General features: G+C 68.7%; 10 protein-coding genes. 7 read left to right on the forward strand and 3 right to left on the reverse strand.

The features are described from left to right. Positions 1-24 precede the first annotated feature (24 nt). A complete protein-coding gene (locus DIE02_RS29035; protein ID WP_124530018.1) occupies positions 25-1,233 on the forward strand; it encodes a collagen-like triple helix repeat-containing protein in 1,209 nt (402 codons plus the stop codon). Between the two features lie 176 nt (positions 1,234-1,409). Here the strand turns inward: DIE02_RS29035 and DIE02_RS29040 are convergent, their stop codons facing one another. Beyond that, positions 1,410-2,528, reverse strand: a complete 1,119-nt coding sequence (locus DIE02_RS29040) for a sigma-54-dependent Fis family transcriptional regulator (RefSeq protein ID WP_124530055.1) — start codon at positions 2,526-2,528, stop codon at positions 1,410-1,412. A 514-nt stretch (positions 2,529-3,042) separates the two neighbouring features. Between DIE02_RS29040 and msuE the strand changes: the two genes are divergently transcribed. The 4 genes from msuE to DIE02_RS29060 all read left to right on the forward strand — a co-directional run bounded on the left by msuE (position 3,043) and on the right by DIE02_RS29060 (position 7,746). After that, positions 3,043-3,603 (forward strand): FMN reductase, encoded by a 561-nt coding sequence (msuE, locus tag DIE02_RS29045; protein WP_124523108.1) that lies wholly within the window; start codon positions 3,043-3,045, stop codon positions 3,601-3,603. A 36-nt stretch (positions 3,604-3,639) separates the two neighbouring features. Continuing rightward, positions 3,640-4,743, forward strand: coding sequence for a dimethylsulfone monooxygenase SfnG (sfnG, locus tag DIE02_RS29050; protein WP_044848650.1), 1,104 nt, complete (start codon positions 3,640-3,642; stop codon positions 4,741-4,743). Between the two features lie 176 nt (positions 4,744-4,919). Beyond that, the gene (locus DIE02_RS29055) at positions 4,920-6,149 is read left to right on the forward strand and encodes an SfnB family sulfur acquisition oxidoreductase (protein WP_124530020.1); all 1,230 of its coding nucleotides are present in this window, start codon (positions 4,920-4,922) and stop codon (positions 6,147-6,149) included. 148 nt (positions 6,150-6,297) lie between these two features. Then, a complete protein-coding gene (locus DIE02_RS29060) occupies positions 6,298-7,746 on the forward strand; it encodes an APC family permease (RefSeq protein WP_124530022.1) in 1,449 nt (482 codons plus the stop codon). Between the two features lie 43 nt (positions 7,747-7,789). Here the strand turns inward: DIE02_RS29060 and DIE02_RS29065 are convergent, their stop codons facing one another. After that, positions 7,790-8,437, reverse strand: coding sequence for a LysE family translocator (locus DIE02_RS29065; RefSeq protein ID WP_124489319.1), 648 nt, complete (start codon positions 8,435-8,437; stop codon positions 7,790-7,792). 106 nt (positions 8,438-8,543) lie between these two features. Here DIE02_RS29065 and DIE02_RS29070 point away from each other — a divergent pair, with 106 nt between their 5' ends. After that, positions 8,544-9,392: a LysR substrate-binding domain-containing protein gene (locus DIE02_RS29070; protein ID WP_124530024.1), complete on the forward strand. Its 849-nt coding sequence runs from the start codon at positions 8,544-8,546 to the stop codon at positions 9,390-9,392. A 24-nt stretch (positions 9,393-9,416) separates the two neighbouring features. On the opposite strand, the gene DIE02_RS29075 is transcribed toward DIE02_RS29070, so the two are convergent. Then, positions 9,417-10,307 carry a LysR substrate-binding domain-containing protein gene (locus tag DIE02_RS29075; RefSeq protein ID WP_124530026.1) on the reverse strand — a complete coding sequence of 297 codons (891 nt, stop codon included), beginning with the start codon at positions 10,305-10,307 and terminating at the stop codon, positions 9,417-9,419. Between the two features lie 153 nt (positions 10,308-10,460). Between DIE02_RS29075 and DIE02_RS29080 the strand changes: the two genes are divergently transcribed. After that, on the forward strand, positions 10,461-13,514 hold the full coding sequence (locus DIE02_RS29080; protein WP_124530028.1) for an FAD-binding and (Fe-S)-binding domain-containing protein: 3,054 nt from the start codon (positions 10,461-10,463) through the stop codon (positions 13,512-13,514). Positions 13,515-13,518: the final 4 nt, after the last annotated feature.

Here is a 13,518-nt window from a genome sequence, read left to right on the forward strand (position 1 = left end):
CGCCCGGACCGCGAGGAGACCACCATGTATCGCACCCGCATTGTCACGTCCGCGGCGTTGCTCGCCGCCGCCGGCGTGCTGGCCGCCTGCGGCGGCAACGACGTCGCCGCGCCGTCGAGCGCCTCCGCGAACACCAGTGGGGCAACGACCGCCGGCAACGCGTCCGGCGGCAACACGTCGGACGGAGGCTGGGGCACCAGCGGCGCCCCCGGCACGCGCGGCGTCGTGAGTACCGCCGGCGCGCTCGCGGTCGGCGTCGGCTCGACCGTCAGCGCGGCGTCGTTGCCGGTACTCGGCAACGCCGTGACGCGCAGCGCAGGCGACACGATCTCGAGCGTCAGCACGATTTCGCGCGCCGCGACCAATGCGCTCAGCGACGGGCTCGGCAGGATCGGCTCGACGTCCGATCCGGTCGGCACGACGGTTGCCGGCCTCGGCGACGTGGTCGGCGCAACGGCGAATCCGGTCGCGGGCCTCGCGCAGACCGTCCGCGCGCTCGGCTCGGGGCCGCTGGCGCCGCTCGCGCCGGTGACCACCCCCGTCGGCGCGGCGCTCGACACCGTGGCCGGCGGCCTCGGCACGGCGGGCAAGACGGTCGGCGCGACGCTGGCGTCGGGCGCCGTGCAGCAGGTCACGCAGCCGCTCAGCTCGGCCGTCACGCCGCTCGTCATCACGGCCGGCCAGGCGACGCAGCAGATCGGCGCGACCACGGGCCTCGGGCAGCCGGTGGCCGGCCTGCTCGGGCAGGTCGGCGGCGTGCTGGCGACGACAGGGGGGCGGATGGGCTCCGTTTCGTCGCAACCGGCGGTCGGGGCGGTGGGCGAAGTCGTCGGCGCGCTTGGCAATACCGTCACGAACGCAGGTGGACTCGTGAACGCCAACGGCCCGAACGGCGTCGCGCCGATTCCCGGCCTGATCGTGAGTCTCGCGGGCGCTTCCATCACCACCGTGCAGAACGGTCCGTCGAACGGCGCGCCGGGCGGTTCGAGCGCGTCCGGCCCGCTCGGCGGCTTGCTGTCGGGGGCCGGCTCGACGCCGCTCGGGTCGCTGACCGGTGCGCTCGGCAGCGCGGCCGGTGCCGGCGCGGCGAGTCCGCTTGCTCCGGTGACCAATCTCGTGTCGACGGTCACCGGTGTGGTCGATAGTGGCGCGGGCGGCGCCGGTGCCGCGGCGAATCCGCTCGCGCCCGTGACGTCGTTGCTCGGCGGTGTGACGGGCGGCGTCGGGAAATAGCGGCGCACCGCGCGGCGAGCGGCCGGACGACGCGCGGCTCGCCGCTGCGGGAACGCGCGCCGCATCGCCTTCGCCGAGCCACGCCGTCGACGATGCGCGACGATGCGCGACGCGCCGACGCGGCCGTCACCCGCAGCACCTGACGCGCGGCGCCGCGTGCCGCCGCGCGATCGCGCCTACTTGGCTGCCGCGATCGCCTTCGCGCGAATCAAGCGCGCGCGCAGCACATTGCGGCTGATGCCGAGCAGGCGCGCGGCCTGGATCTGGTTGCGGTGACTGAAGTCGAACGCGACCCGCATCACGGTGTCCTCGATATACTCGAACAGGCTCTCGTGCGCCTCGTCGAACAGCGCGCACAGCGCCAGCTCGAGCGCTTCCCGGGCAGGCACCCGGCTCGCCGCTTCCCCCGCGGCCGTGACCGGCACGCACGACGATGCCAGGTTCAGGTCGGTGTCCTGCAGTGCATCGTGACGGCTCACCAGCAGCGCGTGATGCATCACGTTCTCCAGTTCGCGGATATTGCCGGGCCACGAATGCGCTTCGAGGCGGCGTGCCGCGCGCGGATCGATGCTGCGCGGCCCGTGGCCGAGGCGGCCGCGGTATGCGTCGAAGAAGTGGCGCGCGAGCGGCAGGATGTCGCCGGGCCGTTCGCGCAGCGATGGCACGTCGAGCCGCACGACGTTGAGCCGGTAGAACAGGTCGCCGCGAAACCGTCCGTCCGCCACCGCCTGCTGCAGGTCGACGTTGGTCGCGGCCACCACGCGCACGTCGATCGGGATGCCCGTGCGCGAGCCGAGCCGCACGACCTCGCGTTCCTGCAATACACGCAGCAGCTTGACCTGCATCGACAGCGGCAGGTCGCCGATCTCGTCGAGAAACAGCGTGCCGCCGTTCGCGGCCTCGAACCAGCCCGGCTTCGTGCCGGCCGCTCCCGTGAATGCACCTTTCTCGTGACCGAACAGTTCGCTGTCGACGAGCGTGTCGGAGAGCGCGCCGCAATTCACGGCGACGAACGGCCCGCCGCCGCGATGGCTGACGTCGTGCACGTGGCGCGCGATCAGCTCCTTGCCGGTGCCGGTTTCGCCGACGATCAGCACGTTCGCGTCGCTCGGCGCGACGCACCGCACGCGCTCGAGTAGCGCGAGCGAACGTGGATCGACGAAGACGTGCGTACGTGGGCGGGCCGGTGCGTGGTGCGCCGGAACGGCGGGAGCGGGCGCGCTATGCGATTCGTCCGGCTGCGCGGTGACGACACGAAGATTGACCGGACGTGGCGTGGCAAACAGTGAAGTCATGGCGATGAAGGCGTAAGTCGATCGAACGGGCCGGACCCGCGCCGGCGGGCGCCGCGGTCCGGTTGCTGCCCGGTCAGCAGAGTGTTCAGTGTTTTGCGCCGCACGGGAAACATCGATTTCTGATAACGAAAGCGGGATTGCTGCGCAGGATGCAACGGCGCGGGAACGTGCTGCCGTGACAGCGGATTCGACGGCATTGCGCTCGGCGCGACGCGCGCAGGGCGTTGCGATCGGACGGCTGGAGCGCGCGGCACTGCTGATTGAGCAGCAGCGCATCAGCACGGCTGTTTCCGCCGGTTCATCGCCGCGCGGAATATCGATGTGACGTGATTTCCGGAACGCTTGCCGCGGCTGGTCATATGGCTGCGGAAGCCATGCCAGGCGGGCGCTCGGACGATATTTCGTGATGCAGAGGATCGACGCGATCGCGCCTGCGTCGACAATGGCACGCTCCTTGCGGACCCGACACGGTATCGGCGCGGCAACGCGCAGCTCGACAACGGGAACGCATGGCATGAGCAATACCCTCAACGTCGTCGCCATCTCGGGCGGCCTGCAGCGGCCGTCACGCACGCTGGCGCTGACGAACGCGATTGTCAGCGCGCTCGGCGATGCCGTGCCGATCGACGCACGGTCGATCGAACTCGGCGAAATCGGCAGCCGGCTGGCCGGCGCGCTGAAGCGCGCGCAGGTACCGCCCGATCTCGACGCGCTGATCCGCGCGATCGAGACGGCCGATGCGCTCGTCGTCGCGAGCCCCGTGTATCGCGCGTCGTACACCGGCCTCTTCAAGCACCTGTTCGACCTCGTGCATCACGAGTCGCTGGTCGATGTGCCGGTGCTGCTCGCGGCCACCGGCGGCAGCGAGCGGCATGCGCTCGTGATCGACCATCAGCTGCGGCCGCTCTTCAGCTTCTTCCAGGCGCGCACGCTGCCGATCGGCGTGTATGCGGCCGAAAGCGATTTCGACCGCTACGAGATCGCGAACCCCGCACTGCGCGCACGCATCGCGCTCGCGGTCGAGCGCGCGGTGCCGCAGCTGCGTCCGCGTGCGCTTGCCGCCGCGGCCGCGTAGCCCGTCTCTCGTTTTTCCATTCGATCAGGACTTCTCATGAGCATTCAAGAACCTTCGGCCGACGGCGTCAAATTCGCATACTGGGTGCCGAACGTCAGCGGCGGCCTCGTCGTCAGCACGATCGAGCAGCGTACCGACTGGAGCCTCGAATACAACCAGAAACTCGCGCGCACAGCCGAAGCGGCCGGCTTCGACTACGCGTTGAGCCAGATCCGCTTCACGGCCGGCTACGGCGCCGAATACCAGCACGAGTCGGTGTCGTTCAGCCAGGCGCTGCTGCACGCGACGACGAAGCTCAAGGTGCTCGCGGCGATCCTGCCGGGGCCGTGGCATCCGGCCGTGGTCGCGAAGCAGCTTGCCACGATCGACCACATTTCGAACGGACGCATTGCGATCAACGTGGTGAGCGGCTGGTTCAAGGGCGAGTTCACCGCGATCGGCGAGCCGTGGCTCGAGCACGACGAACGCTATCGGCGCTCGAAGGAATTCATCCAGGCGCTCAAGGGCATCTGGACGCAGGACAATTTCACGTTCAAGGGCGACTTCTACCGCTTCAACGACTACACGCTGAGCCCGAAGCCCGTGCAGAAACCGCACCCGGAGATCTTCCAGGGCGGCAGCTCGCGCGCGGCACGCGACAACGCGGCCAGCGTGTCGGACTGGTACTTCACGAACGGCAATACGCCGGAGAACCTGAAGGCGCAGATCGACGACATCCGCGCGAAGGCCGCTGCGAACAACCATCGCGTACGGATCGGCGTCAACGCGTTCGTGATTGCACGCGACACCGAGGAAGAGGCGAAGGCCGTGCTCGACGACATCATCCGGCACGCGCATGTCGAGGCAGTGAATGCGTTCGGCGATGCGGTGAAGGAGGCCGGCAAGGCGTCGCCGGAAGGCGAGGGCAACTGGGCGAAATCCACGTTCGAGGATCTCGTGCAGTACAACGACGGCTTCCGCACGAACCTGATCGGCACGCCGCAACAGATCGCCGAGCGGATCGTCGCGCTGAAGGCGATCGGTGTCGATCTCGTGCTCGCCGGGTTCCTGCATTTCATCGAGGAAGTCGAGTACTTCGGCAAGCGCGTGCTGCCGCTCGTGCGCGAACTGGAAGCGCAGCGGCAGGCGGTTGCCGCGTGATGCGCGGCGCCTGCGCGCTGAAGCGCTGAGGCGCTGACGCAGGCCGCGCACCGGGCGGGCGAACGGACTGCCTGCGAGGAGCATCGCAGGTGACTGACGCTTCCCCTATCGAAACAGGCGGTCGACGGATGCCTGCGCGGCGCCGTCGATCCATGCAGATTTTTGCCGGAAACTCCATGTCCACGGAAATCATCGAAGAACACACGCGGCCGCAAGCAGACGCTGCGCCGGTTCCCGTCATCGGCTCCGATGCCGAAGCGCTCGACGTCGCGCATCAGGTCGCGGCGCGACTCGCCGAACATGCGGCGCTGCGCGATCGCGAACGGAAGCTGCCGTACGACGAAATCGAGTTGTTCTCGTCGAGCGGACTGTGGGGGATCACCGTGCCGCGCGAATACGGCGGCGCGGAAGTGTCGAACGTCACGCTCGCGGAAGTGATTGCGATCGTCTCGCAGGCGGACCCGTCGATCGGGCAGATTCCGCAGAATCACTACTGCCTGATCGAGGATATTCGTCTCGAAGGCAACGATGCGCAAAAACGCTTCTTCTTCGATCTCGTGCTGAAGGGCGCGCGCTACGGCAACGCGTTTTCGGAAGCGGGCGGCAAGAACGTGCTCGACATCCGGACCCGCGTGCGCCGCGACGGCGACGGATTCGTGCTGAACGGCCGCAAGTTCTACTCGACCGGTACGCTGTTCGCGCACTGGATTCCGGTGCTGGCCCTCGACGAGGCGGACCAGGCGGTACTTGCATTCGTGCGGCAGGGCGCGCCGGGGCTTACCGTGGTCGACGACTGGAGCGGCTTCGGCCAGCGCACCACCGCGAGCGGCACGGTGATCGCCGAGAACGTGCGCGTGAGCGCGTTCGAGATCTTCCACACGCAGCGTTCGTACGATCGCCCGACCTTCGCGGGCCCGTTCGCGCAGATCACGACGGCCGCGATCGATCTCGGCATCGCGCGCGCCGCGCTGCAGGACACGATCGCATTCGTGCAGCAGCATGCGCGGCCCTGGATCGACAGCGGCGTCGAACGCGCGAGCGAGGACCCGCTGACGATCGCGCAGATCGGCGACATCGCGTACCGCGTGCATGCGGCCGAAGCGCTGCTCGCGCGCGCGGGGCGCTTCGTCGACGTCGCGAAGCGCGAGCCTGACGAGGACACGGTCGCGCAGGCCGCGATCGCCGTCGGCGAGGCGAAGATCGCGACGACCGAGGTATCGCTGCTCGCGGCGAGCAAGCTGTTCGAACTGGGCGGCAGCAAGTCCACGCTCGCGAAATACAACTTCGACCGCCACTGGCGCAACGCGCGCGTGCATACGCTGCACGATCCCGTGCGCTGGAAATACCACGCGATCGGCAACTACTACCTCAACGGCGCGAAGCCCGCGCGCCATTCGTGGAACTGACGAACCCGAGCCGGCGTCGTTGCCGTGACGTCGTTCCGATGCGCGCCGCGATGCGCATTTTCGTACGGGCGCACGCAGCGGCCCGCGTCGAGGCGATGCCACGGACGCGGCACACGCCGCGCCGCCTCAAACATGACAAGGTGAATCGATGAGCCATCCAGCCACACCCGCGCAGGCGCTGCCCGCGCCGGGCACCGCGCCGCAGGCAGGCGGCCTGCGGCGCAATTACCTGAGCCTGCCCGAGCTGATCGCGCAGTCGATCGGCCTCGTCGGCGTGTCGGGCGGTATCGGCGTGCTGATTCCCGCCGTGTTCGCGACGGCCGGCAACGGCACCTGGCTCGCGTACCTGTTCGCGATCGTCGCGCTGCTGTTCTCGTCGTGGAGCATCTCGGTGTTCGCGCGCGATTCGGCGTCGCCGGGCGCGCTGTATGCATACGTGTCGGCCGGCATCGGGCCGACCTGGGGCGCCATCTGCGGCTGGTCGCTGCTGATCGCCTATGCGGTGGCCGCGGCGGGCATCCTGCAGGGCACGATCAACACGTTTCTCGTGCTCGGCCGCGAAACGGGGCTGCTCGGCGGCGCCACGCCGCTCGGCACGGTGCTCGGCCTCACGGTCGTCACCGGGTTTGCCGCGTGGTACATCGCGTTTCGCGACATCCGGCTGTCCACGCGCTTCACGCTGTTCGTCGAGCTCGCGACGCTGCTGCTGATCGCCGCCGTCGTGATCGGAACGATCGCATTCGGCGGTCATCCCGTCGATCGCGCGCAGCTCACGCTCGAAGGCGTGAAGCCGACGCAGCTGCAGCTCGGGATGGTGCTGGCGTTCTTCAGCTTCACCGGGTTCGAGAGCGCGACCGTGCTCGGCGCCGAGGCGCGCGACCCGTTCCGCGCGATTCCGCGTGCGGTGCTGATCAGCGTGGTCGGGCCGGCGCTGCTGTTCGTGGTGGGCGCGTACGGGATGGTCGGCGCGTTCCACGGGCAGACGCCGCCGCTCGATCGCGTCGACGGGCCGCTCGCGGTGCTCGCGCATCGGCTGGGCGCCGGGTGGGTCGGGGTGCTGATCGACGCAGGGGTGGCGCTCAGCTTCTTCGCGGCGTTCTTCTCGTCGATCAACGCGGCGGCGCGCATCGTCTATACGTTCGGGCGACAGGGCGTGCTGCATGCGTCGACCGGGCGCGCGCACGAGACGAACGCGACGCCGCACGTCGCGGTCGCGCTGATCGCGGTGCTCGCGCTGGCGACGGCGCTGGTGCTGACCGCACGCGGCACGGCGCTGCTCGATTCGTACGGCTATCTCAGCTCGATCGCCACCTACGGCTGGCTGCTCGCCTACGTGCTGGTCGCGATCGGTGCGCCGCTCTATCTGCGTCGGCAACGCAGGCTTCGCGCGCGGCACGTCGCGATCAGCGTCGTCGCGGTCGTGCTGCTCGCGATTCCGCTCGCCGGCAGCGTGTATCCGGTGCCGGACGGCGTCTATGCATGGCTGCCATACGTGTTCGTCGCGTTGCTGGCGGTCGGGCTCGCGTGGTTCGTGGTGCTGCGCGTGCGGTTTCCGGAGCAACTGCGCGATCTGGAGGCCGAATTGCTGACGAAGTGAACGCGCGGCGGCGCGATGTACCTCGATACGTGCGTCGCGGCCGTCACGCCACACCCGCCATGCTCGACGCCTCGACGAGCATCTGCACGCCGAGGCCGCCGAGCACCGCGCCCATCGCCCAGCGTTGCGCGAGCAGCAGCGCCGGCCGCCCGTGCAGGAACGTCGCGATGCGGCTCGAGCCGATCGCGACCAGTCCGTTCGCCGACACGAACGCCGCGATCAGCAATGAGCCGAGAAAGAGCGACTGGCCGAACACGCTGCCTTGCCGGTAATCGATGAACTGCGGCAGCAGCGACACGAACAGCATCGCGAGCTTCGGATTCAGCACGCTGGTCGTCGCGCCCATTGCGAGCAGCCGCAGCGGCTGCTCGTTCGGCAGCGTCTTCACCTCGAACGGTGAACGGCCGCCGGGCCGGACGGCCTGCCACGCGAGGTAGAGCAGATATGCGGCGCCCACCACGCCGAGCACGGTGCCCGCGTACGGCACGCTCAGGAACAGCGTCGTGATCCCGAACGCGGCGCCGAACATGTAGAACAGATAGCCCACCGTCACGCCCGCCAGCGAAATCATCCCGGCGGTGCGCCCTTGCGCGATCGAGCGCGACATCACGTAGACCATGTTCGGCCCCGGCGTGATCGCGAGCATGCCGCCGATGACCAGGAATCCGTAGAGCGAGCCGGAGGTATGCATGGTTACAGTTTCCCGCGATGAATGTCGATGACGTCCATTGTCCGGCGTTGGAGGAGGACAGTAAAACGGGATAAACTGAATCGATTGATCAGATTTTCTGAATGACATGAAAAAGCTCGATCTCGATGTGCTGGCGATGGTGGTGGCCGTGACGGAGTCCGGCTCGTTCGCGCAGGGCGCGCAGGCGGTGCACCGGTCGCCGTCGGCGGTGAGCATGCAGATCAAGGCGCTGGAGGATGCACTCGGCAAGCCGCTGTTCATCCGCGACACGCGCAACGTCACGGCCACCGACGACGGCCGCATGCTCGCCGAATACGGCCGCCGGATGCTGGCGCTGCGCGACGAGGCGTGGGCGTCGGTCGTGCGGCCGGAGATCCGCGGGCGCGTGACGATCGGCGTGCCGGACGACTACATCTCGTCGCTGCTGCCGCAGGTGCTCGGCAAGTTCGCCGCGATGCATCCGCGCGTCGAAGTGCGCGTGATCGGCCAGCCGAGCAGCGCGCTGGTGCCGATGCTGAAGGACAACACCATCGATCTTGCCTGCCTCACGCGCATCAAGGGCGTGACCGGCGAGCTGGTGCGGCGCGAGCCGATCGTGTGGACCGGCTCGGCGAAACGGAACGTATGGGAAGAGCGGCCGCTGCCGGTCGCGCTCTTCACGCACGGCAGCATGGCGCGCGATCACGCGCTCAAGGCGCTGAACCGGCAGAAGATTCCGTTCCGGATGTCATACGAAAGCCCGAGCTTCCTCGGCTTGCTCAGCATGGTCGAGGCCGGCCTCGCGATCGCGCCGCTCGCGCGCTGCAGCATTCCCGCGCATCTCGTCCGGCTGTCGCAGAACGAAGGGCTGCCGCCGCTCGACGCGGTCGAGGTCGTGCTCGCGCGCAGCGCGCAATCGGCGCGCCCGCTGTGCGACTACCTCGCCGAACAGATTCTCGACGAATGGCGCGCGTGAGCGCGCCGCGCGGCTGCCTGCACGTCAGCACGATTTCAGCAGCCATTCCCGAAACGCGACCAGCGACGGCAGCGTGTCGTTTTCCGGCGGATACACGAGGTAGTAGCTGCGCTGGCTGGTGATCGCGTCGCCGATCGACACGAGCTCGTTGCGGCTCAGTTCGTCTTCCACCAGCACCTTCGGCACGAGGCCGATCCCCATTCCCGCCCGCACGGCCTGGATCAGGTGCGACGTCAGCTCGAAACTGGGACCGATGCGCATCTCGCGATGATCGAGCCCGAAATGCGAGAACCATTCGGCCCACGCGTGCTGATTGCTCGTCACGCCCAGCAGCGTCTGCCCGGCCGCCCATGCCGGCGCACGCGGAGCCGCCTTGCGGCGCCCGACTGACTCGGGGCTCGCGATCGCGATCAGGAACTCGTTGTACAGCCGGTGCGCGTGCAGGCCGGGCCAGTCGCCCGCGCCGACGGTGATGGCCGCGTCGAGATCGTCGGTATGGAAGTCGATGCCGCCGATCCGCGAATGCAGGTGCACGGTCACGCCCGGATGCGCGGCATAGAAATCGTGCAGGTGCGGCAGCAGCCATTTCGAGCCGAAGGTCGGCAAGGTCGCGAGCCGCAGCGTGCCGGCGCCGGCCTGGTGCGACATCGCCTGCAGCGTCGCGCCGCGGATGCGCCCGAGCGCGCCGCTCAGCTCGACGAAGTAGCGCCGGCCGACTTCCGTCAGCTTCACGGAGCGGCCTTCACGCCGGAACAGCGGCACGCCTAGCTGATCCTCGAGCGTCTGGACCTGCCGGCTGATCGCGCTCTGGCTCAGCGACAGCTCGTCGGCCGCACGCGTGTAGCTTTCGTGGCGCGCGGCGGCCTCGAACACCAGCAGCAGCGACATGGATGGGGTCAGGCGACGGTAATTCATGAGTTTTATGCAAGTTTTGCCGGGGGAGAATTCGTTTGTTTCTCGCGCTGATTCGCACGATACTGGATTTCCGGGCTGCGCGAAATCTTGCTCAAAACTCATGTTTTCGATCGAGGCCGCGCACCGGCTCCCTCCACATTGCGCTTTCATCCCATGCCGATCGCTCCGTTGCCCCGTCCCGCCAGCCCGCCCGAGGCTCGTTACCGCGACTTTCTCGTCGCCCTCCAGGCGGCCGGATTCGCCGGCGAAATCCGCGCGGACCATGCGAACCGGACCGTGCAGGCGACCGACAACTCGATCTACCAGCGCCTGCCGCAGGCGGTGATCTGTCCCGCGCATGCGGACGACGTGCGGCTGCTCGCGCGCCTGCTCGCCGAACCCGCGCACCGCGACGTCGCGGTGGCGGCGCGCGGCGGCGGCACGGGCACCAACGGGCAGTCGCTGACCGACGGCGTGGTCGTCGACCTGTCGCGCAACATGAACCGGATCCTGGAGATCAACGCCGGCGAGCGCTGGGTGCGCGTGCAGGCGGGCGTCGTCAAGGATCAGCTCAACGCCGCGCTGAAGCCGCATGGCCTGTTTTTCGCGCCCGAACTGTCGACGTCGAACCGCGCGACGGTCGGCGGGATGATCAACACCGACGCGAGCGGGCAGGGCAGCTGCACGTACGGCAAGACACGCGACCACGTGCTCGCGCTCGACTTCGTGCTGATGGGCGGCGAGCAGCTGCACAGCGACGCGCTCGCGGACGACGAACTGGAACGCCGCTGCGCACGGCAGGACCGGGTCGGCAAGGTCTATCGCACCGCGCGCCGCATCAGCGACGAAAAGGCCGCGCTGATCGACGCGAAGTTTCCGAAGCTCAATCGCTGCCTGACCGGCTACGATCTCGCGCACCTGCGCGAACCGGACGGCCGCTTCAACCTGAACAGCGTGCTGTGCGGCGCCGAAGGCTCGCTCGGTTTCGTGGTCGAGGCGAAGCTGAACGTGCTGCCGATCCCGAAGTATTCGGTGCTGGTCAACGTGCGCTACGCCGGCTTCATGGACGCGCTGCGCGATGCGCGCGCGCTGCTCGAACTCAAGCCGTTGTCGATCGAGACGGTCGACTCGAAGGTGCTGATGCTCGCGATGAAGGACTTCGTGTGGAGCAGCGTGGCCGAGTATTTCCCGCAGGACGATGCGCGTCCGACGCTCGGCATCAACCTGATCGAATTCTGCGGCGACGACGCCGGCGACGTCGATGCGCGTGTGCGTGCGTTCGTCGAGCATTTGCGCACCGACACGAGCGTCGAGCGCCTCGGCCACACGCTCGCGACCGGCGACGACGCGGTGAAGCGCGTGTACGCGATGCGCAAGCGCGCGGTCGGCCTGCTCGGCAACGTGCAGGGCGAGGCGCGCCCGCAGCCGTTTGTCGAGGACACCGCGGTGCCGCCCGAGAATCTCGCCGCGTACATCGCCGAATTCCGCGCGCTGCTCGACGGCCACGGGTTGCAGTACGGGATGTTCGGCCACGTCGACGCGGGCGTGCTGCACGTGCGTCCGGCGCTCGACATGAAGGACCCGAAGCAGGCCGCGCTGGTGCGGCCGGTGTCGGACGCGGTGGCCGAACTCACGCAGCGGCATGGTGGCCTTCTATGGGGCGAGCACGGCAAGGGCGTGCGCTCCGAATATGCGCCGGCGTTCTTCGGCGAGCTGTATCCGTCGCTGCAGCAGCTGAAGGCCGCGTTCGATCCGCACAACCAGTTCAACCCGGGCAAGATCGCGACGCCGCCGGCGCCGACGCTGCGGCTCTTGAAGATCGACGAGGTGCCCACGCGCGGCGATCACGACCGGCAGATCGACGAGCGCGTGTGGCAGAGCTACGGCACGGCGATGCACTGCAACGGCAACGGCGCGTGCTACAACTTCGATCCGGACGACGCGATGTGCCCGTCGTGGAAGGCGACGCGTGAACGCGTGCAGTCGCCGAAGGGGCGCGCGTCGCTGATGCGCGAATGGTTGCGTCTGCAAGGACATGCCGGCGTCGACGTCGTCGCGGCGGCGCGCGCGCGGCAGCCGTTCCTGCGCGGTTTCGCGCAACGCTGGCGCAACAGCCGCGCGGCGCGCAACGGCGAAGCCGACTTTTCGCACGAGGTGTACGACGCGATGGCCGGCTGCCTCGCGTGCAAGTCGTGCGCGGGGCAGTGCCCGGTCAAGGTCAACGTGCCCGAGTTCCGCTCGCGCTTTCTCGAGCTGTATCACCAGCGCTACTTGCGGCCGCTGCGCGACTACCTGATCGGCTCGCTCGAATTCACGATGCCGTGGATGGCGCGCGTGCCCGCGCTGTACAACGGCCTGATGCGCGCCGGCTGGGTGCGCACGCTGCTCGAGCGGCACGTCGGCATGGTCGATAGTCCGCTCCTGAGCCGCTTCGACCTCGCGGCCGTGATCCGGCAATGGAAGGTGCGGCCGGCCGAGCCGCAGGCGCTCGCCGCGTTGAGCGATGCGCAGCGCGCACGCAGTGTTGTCATCGTGCAGGACACGTTCACGCGTTATTTCGACACCGAGCAACTGGCGACGCTGATCGAACTGGCCGCGCGTATCGGCTTCCAGGTGTGGCTCGCGCCGCTCGCGCCGAACGGCAAGGCGCTGCACGTGCAGGGCTTTCTTCGCGCGTTCGGGCAGGCGGCGATTCGCAACGCGACGCAACTGGCCGCGCTCGCGCGCTCGGGTGTCGCGCTCGTCGGCCTCGATCCGGCGATGACGCTCACGTATCGGCAGGAATACCTGAAGGTGACGGGGCTCGCCGACGTGCCGAAGGTCGCGCTGCCGCAGGAGTGGTTGCTGGACGCGATGCCGGAGGCCGGGGCGGGCGCGCACGGCGTGTCGGCGGCGTACCGGCTGCTGCCGCATTGCACCGAGAAGACCAACGCGCCCGACAGCGGCAAGCAGTGGGCGCAGGTGTTCGCGCGTCGCGGGTTGCGCCTGGCGGTTCAGGCGGCAGGGTGCTGCGGGATGTCGGGGACCTACGGGCACGAGGCGCGCAACCTGCAGACGTCGCGCACGATCTATGCGCAATCGTGGGCCGCGCATGTCGATGCGCCCGAAGAGGAGGGTGAAGCGCTGGCGACCGGGTATTCGTGCCGCAGCCAGGTGAAGCGCATGTCCGCGCGGCAGGTGCGTCATCCGCTGCAGGCGCTGCTCGAGCATGTGCGTGCGGCAGCGTGACGAG

The sequence above is a fragment of the Burkholderia sp. Bp8991 genome (assembly GCF_003853795.1).
Classification (GTDB): Bacteria; Pseudomonadota; Gammaproteobacteria; order Burkholderiales; family Burkholderiaceae; genus Burkholderia.